At 63.2% G+C, this 17,234-nt stretch carries 15 protein-coding genes; 3 read left to right on the top strand and 12 right to left on the bottom strand.

Annotated features, from left to right (window positions below; translation table 11 throughout):
* Positions 1–71 precede the first annotated feature (71 nt).
* Positions 72–995, top strand: coding sequence for a LysR family transcriptional regulator (locus HU742_RS01180; RefSeq protein ID WP_186634140.1), 924 nt, complete (start codon positions 72–74; stop codon positions 993–995).
* Here HU742_RS01180 and trhA read toward each other — a convergent pair.
* Positions 983–1,600, bottom strand: a complete 618-nt coding sequence (gene trhA / locus HU742_RS01175) for a PAQR family membrane homeostasis protein TrhA (protein WP_186643465.1) — start codon at positions 1,598–1,600, stop codon at positions 983–985. The genes HU742_RS01180 and trhA overlap by 13 nt on opposite strands.
* 164 nt (positions 1,601–1,764) lie before the next feature.
* On the opposite strand from trhA, the gene HU742_RS01170 reads away from it, so the two are divergent.
* Entirely contained in the window at positions 1,765–2,679 is a 915-nt protein-coding gene (locus tag HU742_RS01170) for a LysR family transcriptional regulator (protein ID WP_186634135.1), read from the top strand.
* A gap of 55 nt (positions 2,680–2,734) precedes the next feature.
* Here the strand turns inward: HU742_RS01170 and madM are convergent, their stop codons facing one another.
* The 9 genes from madM to mdcA all read right to left on the bottom strand — a co-directional run bounded on the left by madM (position 2,735) and on the right by mdcA (position 9,987).
* A complete protein-coding gene (madM, locus tag HU742_RS01165; protein WP_186643464.1) occupies positions 2,735–3,499 on the bottom strand; it encodes a malonate transporter subunit MadM in 765 nt (254 codons plus the stop codon).
* A gap of 5 nt (positions 3,500–3,504) precedes the next feature.
* Positions 3,505–3,897, bottom strand: coding sequence for a malonate transporter subunit MadL (gene madL / locus HU742_RS01160; protein ID WP_186612042.1), 393 nt, complete (start codon positions 3,895–3,897; stop codon positions 3,505–3,507).
* A 66-nt stretch (positions 3,898–3,963) separates the two neighbouring features.
* Positions 3,964–4,884, bottom strand: a complete 921-nt coding sequence (gene mdcH / locus HU742_RS01155; RefSeq protein WP_186643463.1) for a malonate decarboxylase subunit epsilon — start codon at positions 4,882–4,884, stop codon at positions 3,964–3,966.
* Positions 4,881–5,504, bottom strand: coding sequence for a malonate decarboxylase holo-ACP synthase (locus tag HU742_RS01150; protein ID WP_186634127.1), 624 nt, complete (start codon positions 5,502–5,504; stop codon positions 4,881–4,883). The genes mdcH and HU742_RS01150 overlap by 4 nt, the downstream gene beginning before the upstream one ends.
* Positions 5,498–6,301: a biotin-independent malonate decarboxylase subunit gamma gene (gene mdcE, locus HU742_RS01145; RefSeq protein ID WP_186634124.1), complete on the bottom strand. Its 804-nt coding sequence runs from the start codon at positions 6,299–6,301 to the stop codon at positions 5,498–5,500. The genes HU742_RS01150 and mdcE overlap by 7 nt, the downstream gene beginning before the upstream one ends.
* Complete coding sequence (locus tag HU742_RS01140) at positions 6,298–7,149, bottom strand: biotin-independent malonate decarboxylase subunit beta (RefSeq protein ID WP_186634121.1); 852 nt, start codon at positions 7,147–7,149, stop codon at positions 6,298–6,300. Before HU742_RS01140 ends, mdcE begins: the two co-directional genes overlap by 4 nt.
* On the bottom strand, positions 7,142–7,441 hold the full coding sequence (locus tag HU742_RS01135) for a malonate decarboxylase subunit delta (protein WP_186634118.1): 300 nt from the start codon (positions 7,439–7,441) through the stop codon (positions 7,142–7,144). The genes HU742_RS01140 and HU742_RS01135 overlap by 8 nt, the downstream gene beginning before the upstream one ends.
* A complete protein-coding gene (locus tag HU742_RS01130; protein WP_186643462.1) occupies positions 7,441–8,316 on the bottom strand; it encodes a triphosphoribosyl-dephospho-CoA synthase in 876 nt (291 codons plus the stop codon). Before HU742_RS01130 ends, HU742_RS01135 begins: the two co-directional genes overlap by 1 nt.
* Positions 8,317–9,987: a malonate decarboxylase subunit alpha gene (gene mdcA, locus HU742_RS01125; RefSeq protein WP_095962440.1), complete on the bottom strand. Its 1,671-nt coding sequence runs from the start codon at positions 9,985–9,987 to the stop codon at positions 8,317–8,319.
* Positions 9,988–10,224: 237 nt separating this feature from the next.
* Between mdcA and HU742_RS01120 the strand changes: the two genes are divergently transcribed.
* The gene (locus HU742_RS01120) at positions 10,225–10,713 is read left to right on the top strand and encodes a hypothetical protein (protein ID WP_186634112.1); all 489 of its coding nucleotides are present in this window, start codon (positions 10,225–10,227) and stop codon (positions 10,711–10,713) included.
* A gap of 63 nt (positions 10,714–10,776) precedes the next feature.
* Here HU742_RS01120 and HU742_RS01115 read toward each other — a convergent pair whose 3' ends face one another.
* Together HU742_RS01115 and HU742_RS01110 are read right to left on the bottom strand one after the other, a co-directional pair.
* Positions 10,777–11,247, bottom strand: a complete 471-nt coding sequence (locus HU742_RS01115) for a chemotaxis protein CheW (protein ID WP_186643461.1) — start codon at positions 11,245–11,247, stop codon at positions 10,777–10,779.
* Positions 11,240–17,167 carry an Hpt domain-containing protein gene (locus tag HU742_RS01110; protein ID WP_186643460.1) on the bottom strand — a complete coding sequence of 1,976 codons (5,928 nt, stop codon included), beginning with the start codon at positions 17,165–17,167 and terminating at the stop codon, positions 11,240–11,242. The genes HU742_RS01115 and HU742_RS01110 overlap by 8 nt, the downstream gene beginning before the upstream one ends.
* Positions 17,168–17,234: the final 67 nt, after the last annotated feature.

Genomic DNA, 17,234 nt, shown 5'->3' with positions numbered 1-17,234 from the left:
TAGGACCAGGTGACAGCCCTCGAACAATGAATAAAGATGAGCCTCCTATAAACAAAGGTTATGGGCTCGCCATGCGTCTTCGTCATATCGAGATTTTCCAGGCGATTCGCCAGACCGGCTCCATCAGCGGCGCCGCCCAGTTGCTGCACGTTTCCCAGCCGGCGGTGACCAAGGTGTTGCAGCATGCCGAACAGCAGTTGGGGTTTGCGCTGTTCCTGCGAGTGCGCGGCAAGTTGCAGGCCACACCTGAAGCGCTGGAGCTGGAGCGCGAAGTCGACAAGGTCAGCGAAAGCCTGCAAGGCGTGCGGCGATTGGCCCAAAGCCTGCGCCGCGAGCCGGGCCACAGCCTGCGGATCGGCGCCACGCCGGCCCTGGCCTTGTCGCTGCTGCCGGCGGCGATCCATCAGTGGACCCGGCGCTACCCTGACATCGTCTGCGAGTTGTCCAGCGCCCACAGCCGCGAACTGACGCAGAATCTGTTGATGCGCGAGATCGATCTCGCCCTGACCCTGCAAGCGCCTGATCATCCGGGCCTCAAGGCCCAGCCCCTCGCCAGCGGCGTGCTGGTGGCCCTGGCACCGAGCGGCCATTGGCCTGACGTGGCGGTCGGCACGCCGATGCCGCTGCAAGCGCTGTCCGACGCGCCGTTGATCGGCCTGTCCAGCACCGACCCGCTGTCAGCCCGGTTGGACGGTTATCTCAAGTCGGTGGAGCCGCCCCCCCGGGTGAGCATCGCCGTACAGACTTACTCATTGGCGCGGGCCATGGTCGAATCCGGGGCCGGGCTGGCCGTGATCGATCCGTTCACCGCCCTGGGCGCTTCGAGCACCCGCACGGCGATACGGCCCTTGTCACCGCCGCTGCCCATCTCCCTGTATGCCGTGACCCGAGCCAATGAAGCGCCGGCACACACCCTGGGTGCGTTGCTGGAGATTGTCGCCCGCCAGGCCCAGGCGCAACTCGATCGCCTGTTTGTGAGCGCTCAAAGCACGTAGAACATGATCGCCACGAAATGCAGCAGGCTGCCGGCGATGACGAACAGATGCCAGATACCATGAGCATGGCGCAGGCGATGATCGAGGGCGAAGAAGACGATGCCGACGGTGTAGAGCACGCCGCCCGAGGCCAGCCAAGCGAATCCGGTGCTGCCCAGGGCGGCCAGCAGCGGCTTGACCGCAACCAGTACGATCCAGCCCATGACCGCGTAGATGACAATCGACAGGATCCGCGCGTCGGAACGTGGCTTGATCTCCTGCAAGATGCCAATCACCGCCAGGCCCCAGACGATCCCGAACAAGGTCCAGCCCCACGGCCCCCGCAAGGTCACCAGGCAGAACGGCGTATAACTGCCGGCAATCAACAAATAGATCGAAAAATGATCGACCTTTTGCATGATCTCTTTTTTGCGCCCACGCACGCTGTGATAAACCGTCGAGGCGCTGTAGAGCACCAGCAAGGTAAACCCGTAGATCGCCACGCTGACGATCTTCCAGGGATCGCCGGTTATCCCGGCAATCACCAGCAACCACACCGCGCCGATAAACGCCGCGACCGCCCCCACCAAATGCGTCCAGGCGTTGAGTCGTTCCCCGTGATACATCCAATCCCACCCCATATTCCGAAACAGGCGCCAAGGCTCAGGCTTGGCGCTTCAAAGTGCAATGGTTTGCTTCCAGCATGATCGTTCCCACGCAGAGCGTGGGAACGATCACATTCCAAGACCGATTGGGGCACAATCAGGTCATACGAATAAGAGTCCGCCCCATGCTGATCGATGAAGAATTGACCCTTAAAAAGCTCGAGGTGTTCCTGGCCTTCATGCGCACCGGCAACCTGGCGCGGGCCGCGGCGGATTTGCAGACCAGCAACGTCAGCGTGCACCGGGCCATTCATTCGCTGGAGAGCGCCCTGCGTTGCCCGCTGTTCAAGCACGAAGGCCGCAACCTCACGCCGCTGGAGAGCGCCTATGTGTTGGAAGAGCGCGCGCAGAAGCTGATCCAGGACGTGGTCGAAAGCGTGCGCCTGACCCGCGAGGCGGCCGGGTTTTCCGCCGAGCGTTTCAAACTGGGCTCGCTGTATTCGTTGACGGTCAAGACCGTGCCACAACTGATCATGGGCCTGAAGATCCGCCGCAGCGAACTCAATATCGACCTGATCATGGGCTCCAACATCGACCTGTTGTACAAGCTCAAGAACATGGAAGTCGATGCGATCCTGGTGTCCCTGGACGACAGCGTCAACGATCCGGATTGCGAGCAGATCGCGCTGTTTTCCGATGATATTTTCCTGGCCACTCCAGCCGACTCGCCGTTTGCCCAACGCAGGGAAGTGGATCTCGCCGAAGTGCGCAACGAAACCTTCATCACCTTGACCCAGGGCTTCGCCACGCATCAGGACGGTAACCGGGTGTTCAAGCAAGCGGGGTTCGAGCCGAAGGTGGCGATGCAGGTCAACGACATTTTCACCCTGCTGAGCATGGTCAGCTCAGGGGTGGGCTACGCCCTCCTGCCAGGCAGGATTGCGGCGGTGTATGAGAACCGGGTGAAGCTGATCCCGTTGCAGGAAAAGTACCGGTTGCAGCAGCACATCGGCGTGGTCTTCCTGAAGGCCAAGGAGCGTGACCCAAACTTGCTGGCGCTATTGGCTGAATGCCGGATGTACGCCAACCGCCAGGCCTGAAACCGAGCCAGTCATGATCGTTCCCACGTTCTGCGTGGGAACGATCACTCAAGCCTTAGCCCATCAATCCCCGCATGATCAGATATAGCAGCGAAGGCCCGAGCAAACAGCCCAGCGCGGTGTAGAACGCCGCCGTCAGGCAGCCATAGGGCACCAACTTCGGATCGGTCGCCGCAAGGCCGCCAGCCACACCGCTGGATGTGCCCATCAATCCACCAAAGATCACTGCGCTGCGCGGATTGTTGAGGCCGATATAGGGCGCCACGAACGGTGTCGCCACCATCACCAGAATCGCCTTGATCAACCCCGCGGCAATCGACAACGCCATGACCTCGGAGGTGGCGCCAATCGCCGCGCCAGTCACCGGACCGACGATATAGGTCACGGCACCAGCACCAATCGTCGTCAGGCTCACCACGTCGGTATACCCGAAGGCCATCGCGACCCCGACCCCGGCGATGAACGACGTTCCGACCCCAACGAACAATGCCAGCACCCCAACAAAACCAGCACGCTTGAGCTCATCGACGCTGACGCCAAATGCCGTGGCGACAATGGCAAAATCCCGCAGCATGGCACCGCCGAGCAAACCGATGCCGGAGAGCAGCGGGATGTCCACGACGCCTTTCTGCCCACCGGTCATCGCACCGCCAATGTACGAGAGCACCAGCCCCAGCAGAATCGCAATGGCCGAGCCGTGCAACCGTCCCTTGGTGAACGTGTCGCTGATCCAGTACGACACCCACATGGTGATGCCGACGATGGCAAAACCACTGATCAGGCCGTAGCCGGTAATCACCTTCATCATCGATTCGTACATGGCGATCACCCTACGGTCTTGGCGGAAACATCGGCTTCAGGCGTCTTGTTGCCGATGCGCACCAGCACCGGAACGAGCGCAAAAGCGATAACCACCGCCAAGGTCCCGGCCAGGATCGCCATCGGCCCGCCCTTGAGCGCACCGTAGACGTTTTGCTGGGCGGCCATCGCAACCACGATGGGGATGTAGATCGCGCTCCAAAACTCCACGCCGGCCTCGGACTTGCCCTTGAACAGGCCGCGCTTGTTCAGGTAACTGCCCAAGCCAATCAACAGTAGCATCGCAATACCGACGCCGCCGACGTTGGCCGGAACGCCTATCAGTTTGCCCAGCAGCTCACCGATGAAAATACCCGCCAGGGTACAAAAAGCCAGAAACGCCACACCGTAAATAATCATTGTTGTCATCCTCAAATTGCATCGTCGAAGTTGTTGTTTTTGTGCTTCGCCAGCTTGAGTCGGTGTCTAGGGTTGGCGGCGTCCCTCCTCATGCAACAGCGCTTGCAGGGTATCGAGTCGCGCGCCATCAAACGCCATGACCGTACCCTGCTCGAATACACGGCGCGCCAGCCCGGTCAGCACCGCGCCGGGCGGCAATTCGATCTGCAAACGCACGCCTCGCTCGTAGGCGCTTTGCACCGTGCCACGCCAATCGACCACGCGGCACATGTTGAACGCCAGGTCATCGCGCAAGGCATCGGTCTTGATGATCGGTCGAGCGCGGCTGCCGCTGAGATAGCCCAAGGTTGGCGCTTTCAACGGTACAGCGGTAAACGCCTCGGCCAATGTCCGGGCCGGTGCCTCCAGCAGCGGGCAATGGGACGGCACGCTGACCGCCAATCGGCAGGCCTTGCCAGCGCCCTGGCTGCGAGCTTTTTCGGCGACAAGCCCCATGGCTTGGTCGCTGCCGGCGATGACCACTTGGTTGTCGGCGTTGATATTGGCCAGGTAGACCGGTGTGGTTTCGCTGTGCATCTGGGCCAGCAAAGCTTCCACCGCCGCGAGATCCAGGCCGATGATCGCCGTCATGCCGTAGCCTTGCGGATACGCCTGCTGCATCAACTCGCCGCGCAGGCTGACCAGTCGCAACGCATCCTCGAACGCCAGCGCCCCGGCCACCACCGCCGCCGGATACGCGCCGATGGACAGCCCCGCCACGTAGTCCGGCGCGGGGGCTTGTTCCAGCAGCCGACGAGAAGCCGCCACGCCAGCGATCAGCAAACACAGTTGCACCGCACGAGTCGATCGCAGCGCCACGGCAGTGTCCAGTTGCAAGACATCTTCACCGAGTACCTCGCCCGCTTCGTCCAGGGTCTGCTGCGCCAAGCCATGGAGCATGCCCACGCGCTGCGCACCCTGGCCGGGAAAGACGAAGAGGCTGCTCACGCGACCTGCTCCAGTGAAGGCTGCCAAGGGTCGCTCACCAGCCGGGCCTGAACGTTATCCTTGAGCAACACCCGAGGCGACGAGCCCGCCCATTCGCGCAGCGCGACGGCGCCCAAAGGCGTCTGCAACTGCATATCGACGACGCACATCGAGGCATCCAGTTGCGCCAACAGCTCCCTGGCCTGGAGACGGTCCAAAAAGCGCGGCGTGCGCAGAATCAAATCCAGATCGCTGCCCTCATGCAGCGCCTCGACGCCTGTGGCGAGTTCGAACCCGGCGCTACCGCTCACGCCCCAGGTCCAGCCGCTGGCGTCGAGGATCGGGCGCAGGCGGGACAGCGCTTGCAGGGCTGGCAAATCGCGCCTCGACAGGACGTGACAAAGCGCTTCCGGCCTGACGCGACGGGAAATCGCCGCGACCGCCATCGACGTTGCGTAACGCTGCTCACGCAAGCGTCCACGCACTCCTACGGCGATTTGATCCGGTGCCGTCAGTGAACGCCGAACCACCACGGGTTGACCGCCGGCAATCGATTCGACAACCCATGCCGGCGCACCTGCTGGCAGCTGCTGCGGGGTCATCCCCCAAAGCAGATCATGAGCGAGGAACCCGTTCACCACTGCGCTCTCAACAATTGGCGAACCGTACTGGAGGCCGCCCGGTGGGTCGCACCGAGGCGCCCGCTTAAATCCCGAGACGCCCCGGCCACGTCATTGATCGCCTGTTGCAGACAATCAGTGATCCGAGCCAGGTCCGTGGCCGTAGGTTGCTCGATCCGTTCCACCGACAAGGACTCCCACAGCAGCCCCAGGCTGGCGAAACTGTCGATGTCATAAGCCATCGGCGGCACACTCGCGGCCAAGGCTTCAAGCTCTTCGACACTGCGCAAGGTCACCCGGGCCGCCGAGGCCTTGCCCATGGCATGGACCATGACGCCCGGATCGCGCAGGGCGATCAGTCGGTTGGCCTGGTAGCCGTGGGCCAGGAATGCGCCGGACATGGCCTTGCCCACCAACAAGCCGATCACCGGGTGCCCGGCCAATCGTGCGCGGGCGTAACTGTCCGCTGCGCCGGCCAGTGCCTGGTGAATGCCGAGGGCTTCTTCGCGCCGGCCGTAAGCCTGGCTAGGCACATCGACGATGGCGATCAACGCTCGCTTGGCCGCGGCATTGCGGTCGGCCTCGATGGCGTCGTCCACGGCTTTGGCCAGGCCCCACCCTTCGAGCAACCCGACTTCGCCGTTGCGAGCCCGAGGAAAACGGTTGGCCGAATCGGCCACGACGGCCAGCAGCCGCGCCGGCTGCCCGCCCAGTTGGACATCGGCGACTTTCAGCGAAGCGGGCAAGCCGTCCAACGGCGCGGCACCGCCGCTCAGGGCCTCGAACCAACGCAAGCCCCTCAACGAATACGCACTCATGGACGTTCTCCCTGATACAACTGGCGAACCGTCGCCGGTTCGATTTGCACATCGGTATCCAAGCGAGCCAGGCGCTGGAGGAACAGCTCGGCCTGAGCGCTGCGGTGCTCGGTGGGCACGCCCAGGTGCAGCAGTTCGGCGACCTGTTGGCGAATCCGTGCCACGTCATCGGCGACGTAACGGTCCACCAGCCCAGTGGCGAAACGCTGTTCGCCGCCAGTCAGGCTCCAGATGAAAGGGCGGTCGCGGGAATCGTATTCATCGATACCGGCCTCCTGCTCGATCACCTGCGGGCCGTTCAGCCCCAGTCGCGCCTCTTGGGTGACCAGCAAATAACTGCACAACCCGGCGGCGATCGACATGCCGCCAAAGCAGCCGACGCTGCCGGCCACCACGCCGACTACCGGTTGGTACTGGCGCAGGTCGACAATCGCCGAATGAATCTCGGCAATCGCCGCGAGCCCGAGGTTGGCTTCCTGCAACCGCACGCCACCGGTTTCCAGCAGCAGCACGGCGCGGGTGGGAGTGCCGTTGCGATTGTCTTCGGCGGCCAACTCCAGCGCACCGGCAATCTTTGCCCCGCCGACTTCCCCAAGGCTGCCGCCCTGGAATGCGCCTTCGATAGCCGCCACAACGACCGGCAAACCATCAAGGGTGCCCTTGGCGATCACCACGCCGTCATCGCTTTGCGGCACCACGCCCTGGCGCAGCAGCCAGGGCGACATGACACGCTGGAACGGGTCGAGCAATTCGCGGAACGTACCCTCATCGAGCAGGGCCTTGGCCCGCTGCCGGGCACCGAGTTCGACGAAGCTATGCTTGTTGAGCAACGCGGCGCTGTCAGTCATGGCCGATCTCCTCGAAGCCTTGTTCCAGGCGCAAGCGCACCACGCCGGGGGTGGCGCCAAAATCGTGGATATCGATGATCATCGCAGGCGGCGTCTGGCCGTCGAACATGCGCGCGAACAGATGCCGCCAGCGTTGCTCGCTGCCATTGACCGACGTCTGCACTTGAATCGCAAGCGTGCCCGCCAAGCCTGGTTCGATCAGCACTTCCAGGTCGCCCGAGCCGACGCAGCCCACCAGCGCCCGGCCCCGTGGCGGCTGCCCGGCGGGAAATTCAAAGGATAAGGTTTCCATCAGCACACTCCAGGGACGAGGCCATCGCCGCGTTCGAGACGGTCGAGGAACAGGCAGGCGGCAAGCAGGTCGGCAGCGCCGCCGGGCGAGGCGTTCAAGGCAATCAGTTGTTGGTCCAGCGCGTGCAATTGCCGGCGACCCGCCAAAGTCGCGCTGCCACCGGCAGCCAGCACGGCTTGGGCGCCTTGCTGCATGGCGTGCAGACCCGCTTCGCCGGCGCGGTAGAGCACGCAGGTGTCGGCCAGGGTCGTCATGATCGCCAGCAAGGCATCGAGCCGGGCGTTCTGTTCGCCCGCGTCCGCCGCGCGACTGCGCTTGAGTTGCGGCAGGCCCAGGCCGGTGATGGCCGGGAACGCCAGTTGCGCTTCCTCCCGGGCACCGCGCGCACCGTAGCGCTGGGCGACTTGGGCGCCGTGGCTCAAGGGTTGGGGCGCATAACGGTCGTTGAGCAAGGCCAGGCGGGCAGCACGCAGGGTGACGGCGCCGGCGACGTTGGATTCAGGTTCCAGCGCCGCCGCCGCCACGAGCAGGCCCAAGGCCCAGATCGCACCCCGGTGGGTATTCACCCCGCCCGTGGTCGCCAGCATCGCGGCTTCGCCTTCACGGCCGATCCGGCCGAGAGCTTCGCGCAGTGGCAGGCCGATCTCGCCGCAGACCAACGCGGCTTCGGCCATCTCTTTGAAGGCCGGCCACAACGACAGCGCCGAAGCGTGCATCAGGCCCAGGTGCAAATCGGTGTGGGCACCGCTGCCGCGACGGTCTACCAGGGCCGGCTTGGGCGACAAGTCGGCTTCGTCGATCAGCGCGTCCACCGCCAGGTCGGCCAAGCGCTCAGCGAGGGATAATGTTTGGGGTTGCAGGTTTAGGGCGCGCATTTACCAGCTCCTGAACTTGGCGGGCGGGTTGTAGAGGCCACCGGACCATTCCACCAGGTCAGCGACGCTCTTGGCCGCGAGCAGCTCGCGGGTGGCGTCGGTACGGCGGATGCCGAGGTCTTCGGGCAAGGCAATCAACCCTTCACGGCGCATGCGCGCGGTGTCTTTCGGGTCATGGCGCAAGCCGATGGCGGTGACCCCGGCCACTGCGGCGATCATCGCCTGGCGCTCTTCCAGCGAGCGGGCCTTGTACAGGTAGGCGATGCCCTCTTCGGTGAGCAGATGGGTGACGTCGTCGCCGTAGATCATGATCGGCGCCAGGGGCATGCCGGCTTTCTTTGCCACGTCCACCGCGTCGAGGGTCTCGACGAAAGTGGGTTTGCCGCCCTCCTGGAACGTCTCGACCATCTGCACCACCAGTTTCTTGCCGCGCTCGAGCAACGGCGCCTCGCCATCGCCGTGGCGCATGTCGAGCCACGCCGGCGTACCGTGACGGCGACCGCGCGGGTCATGGCCCATGTTCGGCGCTCCGCCGAAACCGGCCAAGCGGCCACGCGTCACGGTGGAGGAATGGCCGTCGCCGTCCACTTGCAGGGTGGCGCCGATGAACAGGTCCACCGCGTACTGCCCGGCCAGTTGGCAGACCATGCGATTGGAGCGCAGCGAGCCGTCGTGCCCGGTAAAGAACACGTCGGGGCGGGCGGCGATGTAGTTTTCCATGCCCAGCTCGGTGCCGAAGCAATGCACACTTTCGACCCATCCACTTTCGATGGCGGGGATCAGGGTCGGGTGCGGATTGAGGGTCCAGTTGCGGCAGATCTTGCCCTTCAAACCAAGGGATTCGCCGTAGGTCGGCAGGATCAATTCGATGGCGGCGGTGTTGAAGCCAATGCCGTGATTGAGGGATTGGACGTTGTGTTTTTCGTAGATCCCACGGATCGCCATCATCGCCATCAGCACATGCACCGGCTTGATGTGGCGCGGATCGCGGGTGAACAGCGGCTCGATGTAGAACGGCTTGTCGGCCACCACCACGAAATCGACCCAGGACGCCGGGATATCCACCCGCGGCAGGTCGCTGACGTCGTCTACCAATTGATTGACCTGGACGATGACGATGCCATCGCTGAACGCCGCCGGTTCGATCAGCGCCGGGGTGTCTTCGGTGCTGGGGCCGGTGTAGATATTGCCGGCGCGGTCGGCCATGAAACCGGCCGAGAGCACCACGTTGGGGATCAGGTCCACCACCAGCCGGGCATAGAGTTCGATGTAGGTGTGGATCGCGCCGATTTCCAGCAAGCCATCTTCAAGCAGTTGGCTGATACGCAGGCTCTGGGTGCCGGCGAAGGAGAAATCGAGCTTGCGGGCGATGCCGCGCTCAAACAGGTCCAAGTGCTCGGACCGGCCAACGCTGGGCATGATCATGTGCAGATCGTGCAGTTTTGAAGGGTCGACTTTCGCCAGCGACCGCGACAGGAAATCCGCCTGCTTCTGGTTATTGCCCTCCAGCACCACACGGTCGCCGGGCAGGATCAACGCCTCCAGCGCGGCAATGATCTTGTCGGTGGGCAGCACCACACCGTCGGCCAGCCCCTTCACCAGCCCGAGACGCCGCTGCTTTTCGCTGCGCCGCCGCGTCCAGCGCGAGTCGGGGGATATTGTTGTTGTCATGATCACTCCACGGTTTCGCTGTCGTGGGGGTCACATTAGGAGGGTTGGGGCGAGGGTATCAATCAAGCTGGGTGGCGGATCGTTACGGTTGGGGTAATGGTTCGGCGCACCCAATGTCCACCTGTCGGTTAAAGACACCGACCTGTCAACTCTGACAGTAGCAAATGTGCCGGTTGCAGAGCCAAATCAACCGACCGCGTTCTTGGAACGCTGTCACTCGATGGACAGGAGAGCATCATGAGTTATCAGCCTTGCACAACATTTGAGGGCGCTACCGAAGTAATTAAGCGAAATGGATGGGAGAACGGACCCGGAGCATCAAAAGGTGAACTGAAGACAGATGGGAAAAATGGGTATTGGTCTGGTCAGGCAAACATGTACGTCGCCGAAAAAGTCATGCCAGCTCTTCACAAAGTATTCGACATGGTCCCCGGCACGCCCTATTGGTTTTCTTTTGACTATCGTATCGTTAGCGCCCCGTCGGAATTTTTCTATATCAAAGTCACAGATCCCAATAGATGGGTTATGGCCTCTACGCCAGTAGAGACTAATACGCCGGTCAATCAATGGCTAACAGGACGTGAATTTGGCTCCAACATGGTCCCCAGTGCGGAACTTTGGATTGGGCTCAGCGGGCCTCGCCATTTGGAACCGTTTTTAATTGAGTTTGACAATATTTGTGTCAGAGAAAGACCCATGGACTCTTGGCCTACTGCCACCCGATAGTGAGCACGCTCTCATCCACGATCGTACCCACACGGGTACGATCAACCTGATATCGGACTCGATTCAACTGACGAAGTGCTGAACCAGCCCAGCAGCAACCACCAACTCTTCCAACGCCAACAAATCCGGCACTTTCGCCACATGTTCCCCCACTTGCACCGCCGCTTGTTCCAGCCCGCACAGCGGCACGTCGACGTAGCTCAACTGGGTGTCGAGCTTGCAGGAGCGCGGAATGCCTTGCACCAGCAGCGCGATGAAGCGCAGCTGCGGCCGACCGCCCAGGGCGTTGAGCACGACGATGCGCACGCGCTCGCCCATCACGGTTTTCTGGCCGCAGGCCGACTCGAAGCTCAGCAGCGGGATTTGCCGTTCACGCCAGCTCACCCAGCCCAGGAACCACGGCGGGGTGTCCAGATCGAACGCGCTGCTCTGGTAATCGATCAGTTCGGCCACCGCCACGTTGGGCAGGATCAGGTGCCGGTCCGCCAAGGGCAGCAATAGCCCAGTGAGATGACTGGCGCGAGAGTCATGCATGGTTTTTGCTCCAGTACGCAATGCTGTCGAGCAACACCGACTCTTGGTAAGGCTTGCCCAGGTAGTCGTTGACACCGATTGCCGTGGCGCGGTCGCGGTGTTTCTGGCCGGTGCGGGAGGTGATCATGATGATCGGCAGATGTGCCAGGCGCGGATCGTTGCGCACTTGCGCCGCCACTTCGAAGCCATCCATGCGCGGCATCTCGATGTCCAGCAGCATCAGGTCCGGAGAGTGCTCGGCCAGCAACGCCATGGCGTCCACACCGTCCTTGGCGGTGAGCACGTGCATGCCATGGCGCTCCAGCAGGCGGCTGGTGACCTTGCGCACGGTCACAGAGTCGTCCACCACCAAAACCAACAGCGGACGCTGAGGTTCACTCTCGCCTTGCGCGCGTCCATCGCGACGCGGGACCTGGTGTGGCAAAGCGCGGATCGGCGCCAGCAGGTCAAGGATCAGTACCACCCGGCCGTCCCCCAGGATCGTCGCTCCCGACAGGCCCCGGACCGCCGAAAATTGCGGACCAAGGCTCTTGACCACGATTTCCCGGGTCCCGGTGGTGGCGTCCACCTGCACGGCAATATGCCGCTCATTGCACTGCACCAGCAGCACCGGCAAGGGTTGGCTCTGGCCCAGCAATTTCGGGCGAGCGCCGGTTTTCAGCAGCTCGCCGAGGTAGCACAACTCATAACGCTGCCCGGCATAGGTGTAGACCGGCGGGTCGAGCTGGTAATAGCCGTCCAGCTCGGCGGGCAGCACCCGGACGATGCTTTCAATGGTGTTCAGCGGAATGGCGTACTGGTCTTCGTGACACTGCACCATCAAGGCCCGGTTAACCGCCACGGTGAATGGCAGGCGAATGCGAAAATGCACGCCCTGCCCCGGCGTGGAGTCGATGGCCATGCTGCCGCCCAACTGCCGCACCTCTTCATGGACAACGTCCATGCCGACGCCACGCCCGGATATCTGGGTGATTTTTTCGGCGGTGGAGAACCCGGGCTGCAAGATGAATTGCAACACGTCGCGATCGCTCATGTCGCTGTCTGGCGACAACAAGCCACGCTTGACCGCCTTGCGCCGCACCGCGTCCAGCGGCACACCGGCACCGTCGTCACGTATGTCGAAAATGATGTCGCCGCCCTCCCGGGAGAGGTCGAGGCTGATTCGTCCCCGGGCGGGTTTGCCCGCGGCGATCCGCACATCGGCCGGCTCAAGGCCATGGTCAACGGCGTTACGCAGCATATGCTCCAGCGGTGCGGCCATGCGCTCGAGCACGTTACGGTCCATCTCGCCCTCGGCGTTGCCGACCACGAACTCAACGTCCTTGCCCAGCTCCTGCGCCACTTGCCGCACGATGCGTTTGAGGCGCGGCAGCATTCGCTCGAACGGCACCATGCGCGTACGCATAAGGCCCTCTTGGAGTTCGGTGTTGATGCGCCCTTGCTGTTGCAACAGGTTTTCCGCGTCGTGGTTGCTGCGATCAAGGGTTTCCTTGAGGTCGACCAGGTCCGAGGCGGACTCGAACAGCGCCCGGGACAATTGCTGCAACTGGGAGTGACGATCCATTTCCAGCGGGTCGAACTCTTCGTAGCCCAACCGTTCGGCCTCCTCCTGTTGGCGACTGAGAATCCGCCCCTGGGTTTCGGTATCCAGGCGGCGCAACTGGTCGCGCATGCGCTCGATGGTGGTTTCCATCTCGCTCAGGGCGGTGCGGGCATCGTTGACCTGCTGTTCGATGCGGCCACGGAAAATCGAGGTTTCACCGGCCAGATTCACCAGATCGTCGAGCAATTCGGCGGAGACCTTGACCATGTCCGCACCGTCGCTTGACGCGACGGGCTCGGCTCGCGTCAGCAAAGGCGCCGGGGCCTGGAGCAACGCCGGTTCCGCAGCCGCAACGGTCGCGGGGGCCTCGCCGCCCTGCGGATGGTTCACGGCCTGGATCCGCGCAATCAATCGATCGCCTGGCGGACACGGCTGGCCGGCGCGAACCGCGTCGAGCATTTGCGCCAGCCGGTCATGGCTGCCCTGCAGCAAGCTGAAGAGCGCCGGGCTTGGCTGCAACAGGCCTGCCGACAAACCTTCATAAAGGTTTTCAAGCTCGTGGGCGAGATCGCCGATGGGCGCGATTTCCACCATCCGCGCTCCACCCTTGAGCGTGTGCAAATCTCGCAGCAGCGTTTCCACGGCCTGGCGGTTCGCCGGATCTTCCTGCCAACGCAGCAACGCCGCGCCGGAACTCTCGAGGATGTCGAACCCCTCCTCAAGGAAGATTTCCAGCAGCTCCGGATCGTGCCCGGCCGCATCGCTCGAACCCGAGCCTGGCGTCTCGATGGCGTTAGGCCTGTCCTGACGGAACCGGTGGATCGCGTCGATCAGCGCAACCGGATCCCCCAACGGCTGACCTTGCTGCAACTGCCCAAGCAACAGATCGAGGCGTTCGTGGCTGCTGTTGAGCAACTGCGCCAGCTCCGCGCTGTAGCTGTAGCGGCGGTCCACCAGCCCTTCGTAGAGATTCTCCAGCTCTTGGGCGAGGTCGCTTACCGGCCGGATATCCGCCATGCGCGCACCACCCTTGAGGGTATGCAAGTCGCGTTGCAGCGATGACAACGGTGCGCCGTTGTCCGGGTCGGCGAGCCAGCGCTGCAAGGCTTGAGCGGCACTTTCGAGAATATCCTGGGCCTCTTCGAGAAAAATCGCCGCGATGTCATCGTCTACCGAAGTGTCGGCGGGGGCGCTGCGCTCCATTTCGGCCGTCGCGTGGCTCAGTTCGCGGATGCTCAGGGTGCGACTGCCATCGCTGCGGATCAGTCCCGTGGCGCCCGGGTCGAGACTCTCTTCAAGCAGGCTGCGCAGGGCCTGGACGCGTGCGGGTTGCGGATTCACATTCTGCCCGGCCGCCAGCTCATCAAGCATGTCGATCAGCGCTTCATGGGCCCGTTGCGCCTCTTGAAAAAAGGCCTCGCTGACCGCCAGGCTGCTTTCCTCCACCGCACCATAGAGATCGAGCAAGGCTTCGCAGAGCTCGTCCACCGGGTGCAGGTCGGCCAGGTGCGCGCCTTCGCCAAGGGTGGTCAGCTCATCGAGCAACGCACTCAATTCCTGGCTTTCGGCGGGGTGTTGCTGCCACCGCTGCAGCAGGCTTTCGGCGTCCAGCAGGATGTCCATGCCTTGGGCGAGGAAGTTATTGATCAACTGCGTATCGCGCTTGGTTCGCACGCCTTGGTCCGGCGAGTCGTGGGCCGCCTGCAGGCGCTCGGCCAATAGCGCCCGGGCGCGCTGGATCAGGTCGACGGCACCGGGGATCGGCGCCAGCGGTTCGCTGTGCAACTGGCGCAGGCCACGTCGCAGCAGCCCTTCGCCTTCCAGCAACAGCTCAACCTCGTCCAGGTCGAGGGCCAACAGATGCGCCCTGTATTCCCGGGCCATTTCGTCCATCACCCCGGCGAGCTCGGCGATCGGCGCTACACCGGCCATCGATGCGCTGCCCTTGAGCGTATGCAAGGCCCGTTGCAGTTCGTCGCCGGCTTGCAACGGCAACTGCTCGGCGGCCTGGTCGAGAAAGCGATTGAGCGTGGCGAGGTGGGCCTGGGCTTCATTGTCGAAAATTTTCAGGAGCAAAGGATCGAGCGCAGCCACGTCCTGTTCGTCGTCATCCTCTTCATCACTGCCTTTGGCAAGCGCATGGGCACGGGCGGCCAAGCGGTCGACATCGTCACGCTGGCGTTGGTGAGAGGCCGCGAAATCGGCGACCAGCTCAGGCAGCAATTGCACCGTTTCTTCAACCAACTGCCGGACCGAAGTACCCGGCTCGACGCTGCGTTCCAAAACGCGATTGAGCAGATTCTCCACAGCCCAGGCCAACTCGCCCAGGATCAGCGCCCGGACCATCCGACCGCTGCCCTTGAGGGTGTGGAAGGCTCGGCGCAGTTCAGTCAGGGCAACGTGGTCATCCGAGTGAGCAGCCCAGCGCGGCAGGTACTCATGCAGGACTTCCAGGACCTCGGCGGTTTCCTCGAGGAACACTTCGCGCAGCTCGTCGTCCACCGGGCTTTCATCCCGCGGCGGCGGCAGCAGGCTGGCCGGCATGTTCCTCGCCGGCGGGTTGACCGCCGAGACCGGGCTGGCCAGGACTTCGGCGAGCGATTGCACGGTTTGCGGATCGTCCAGTTCCTGCAAGTCCTGCATGACCTGGGCCTCGTTGGGGCTCAGCACATCATCGAGCACCGGCACGCGGGCTTCGTCTGGGGAATAGCCCAGGGCGCCGAGGCTGCGTTCGACCTCATCCAGCAGACCTTCAGCGGGCTTATGGGGGTCTTCGCTCAAACGCTCCAGGTAATATTCCAGGCCAGTGATCACATCGGCCAGATGATCGAGTTCTTCCCAGCCCGGCTGGGCATGATCGAGCAGCAGATGCTCGTGGATGGAACCGTTGCAAGCCTCCACGAGACTGGCGGCACGGCTCAACGGAATCATCGCCAGCGCGCCACGCACCTGGGTCAGCAACCCCGGCAACGCCTCGAGCTGCTCGCTGTTCCAGTCGGCGTCGATGTAATCGACGATCATGTCCTTGGCCTGTTGCAGGCAGGTGTGGGCTTCCTTGATGACGATCTGGTGGATCTGGGTCAGGTCAGTCGTCGGCAGAGGGCTGTCGTCGCGGCTTTCAGGCTCGACGGTGCCGACCATGCCGGCCAGCGTTGCCTCGACATAGAGCAAGGCCCCCGCGACATCCATGAGCGTCGCGTCATCCGGGTCGCGTTGACCCTGGGCGAGGCTCAGCACTACCGCCAATTGGTCGATGATCACTTTGCGCGGCTGGCCGAAACCGAGCACCGCCAAGGTGTCGGCGATCTGCCGCAGGGGCGCCAACAGGCTGTCCAGTTCCGAGGCGTGCTGGCGGTCGCTGCGCACGAACAGGTCCAGGCGCTCCTTGACCCGCACCAATTCTTCGCAAAGCGCCGCCAGCACCGAGCGCATGGCATCGCGGTCGGGCCCGGCCAGCCGCGCCCTTTCTTCATCGACCATCGCGCCGTCGGGCAGCGCGTCGTCCAGTGAGTAGCGTTCTTTCATGATCTGCATCTGCCCGCTGGGGTGTTCGGCCTTGGCAATATAGAACAACAAGCTTTTGACCAAGTGAGGTGGGGCCGGTTGATTGATGCCGGCAATGCCCTGCTCCAGCAGGCGCTTGAGTTCTTTGTCGGCGTCCTTGAACAGGCTGCGCAGCGCCGGGCTGTTGCCGATGCGTGCGTCGCGCATGCCTTCGACCAGCGCCGAAGCGACTTGCCACAGCACGTTGAGCGGCGCGCCGGCACACAAGGTTTCCAAACGGTGAAAGACTTTGGCCAGGTAACCGAGATGGGTGGCGTCGTCCTGTTCGCGCAACAGCCCCACCAGGGCCACTTGCAGGGTCTGGCGCAACTTGCGCAAGGTGCCTGGCAGGTCGGCCGGCTCGAGCCGTTTCAAGGCGTCCTCGCCGAGCGGGGCGATATCGGGTAATTGCGGACTGAAAAGGCTGGTCTCCGACAACAGGCTCTCGCCCCGGGCACTGCGCAAGTCATTGATCAATGGCAGCACCACTAACGGCAGGTCGCGACGAGCGCCCTGGACCCGATCAAGATAGATCGGCAACTGGCCCAAGGCTTGGCGCAACAGGCTGATGGCCTCGTCGCGATGGGCGATTCGATCGCTCTGCAAGGCGCCGCACAGCTGCTCCATTTCCTCGGCCAGCAACGCCGCGCCGTAGAACTCGACCATCTGCAGGCTGCCATGGACCTGATGGATGCAGGCCAGGCATTGGGCAAGGGCATCCGACGCCTGCGGGTCGTCCACCAGGCGATTAAGGGCCAGGTGGGCCTGCTTCAGCGTTTCGGCAATCTCGCCCTTGACCCATTCCAGGGCCACGTAGTCGTGCCGATCACCCATAACCACTCCAAATCAAAGTCATATGCAGCAGGAGCACATCAGCCTTTGTGGCGAGGGAGCTTGCTCC

Origin of the sequence: Pseudomonas marvdashtae (assembly GCF_014268655.2) — a bacterium.
Classification (GTDB): Bacteria; Pseudomonadota; Gammaproteobacteria; order Pseudomonadales; family Pseudomonadaceae; genus Aquipseudomonas; species Aquipseudomonas marvdashtae.
This window is presented reverse-complemented; position numbering and strand designations above follow the sequence as displayed.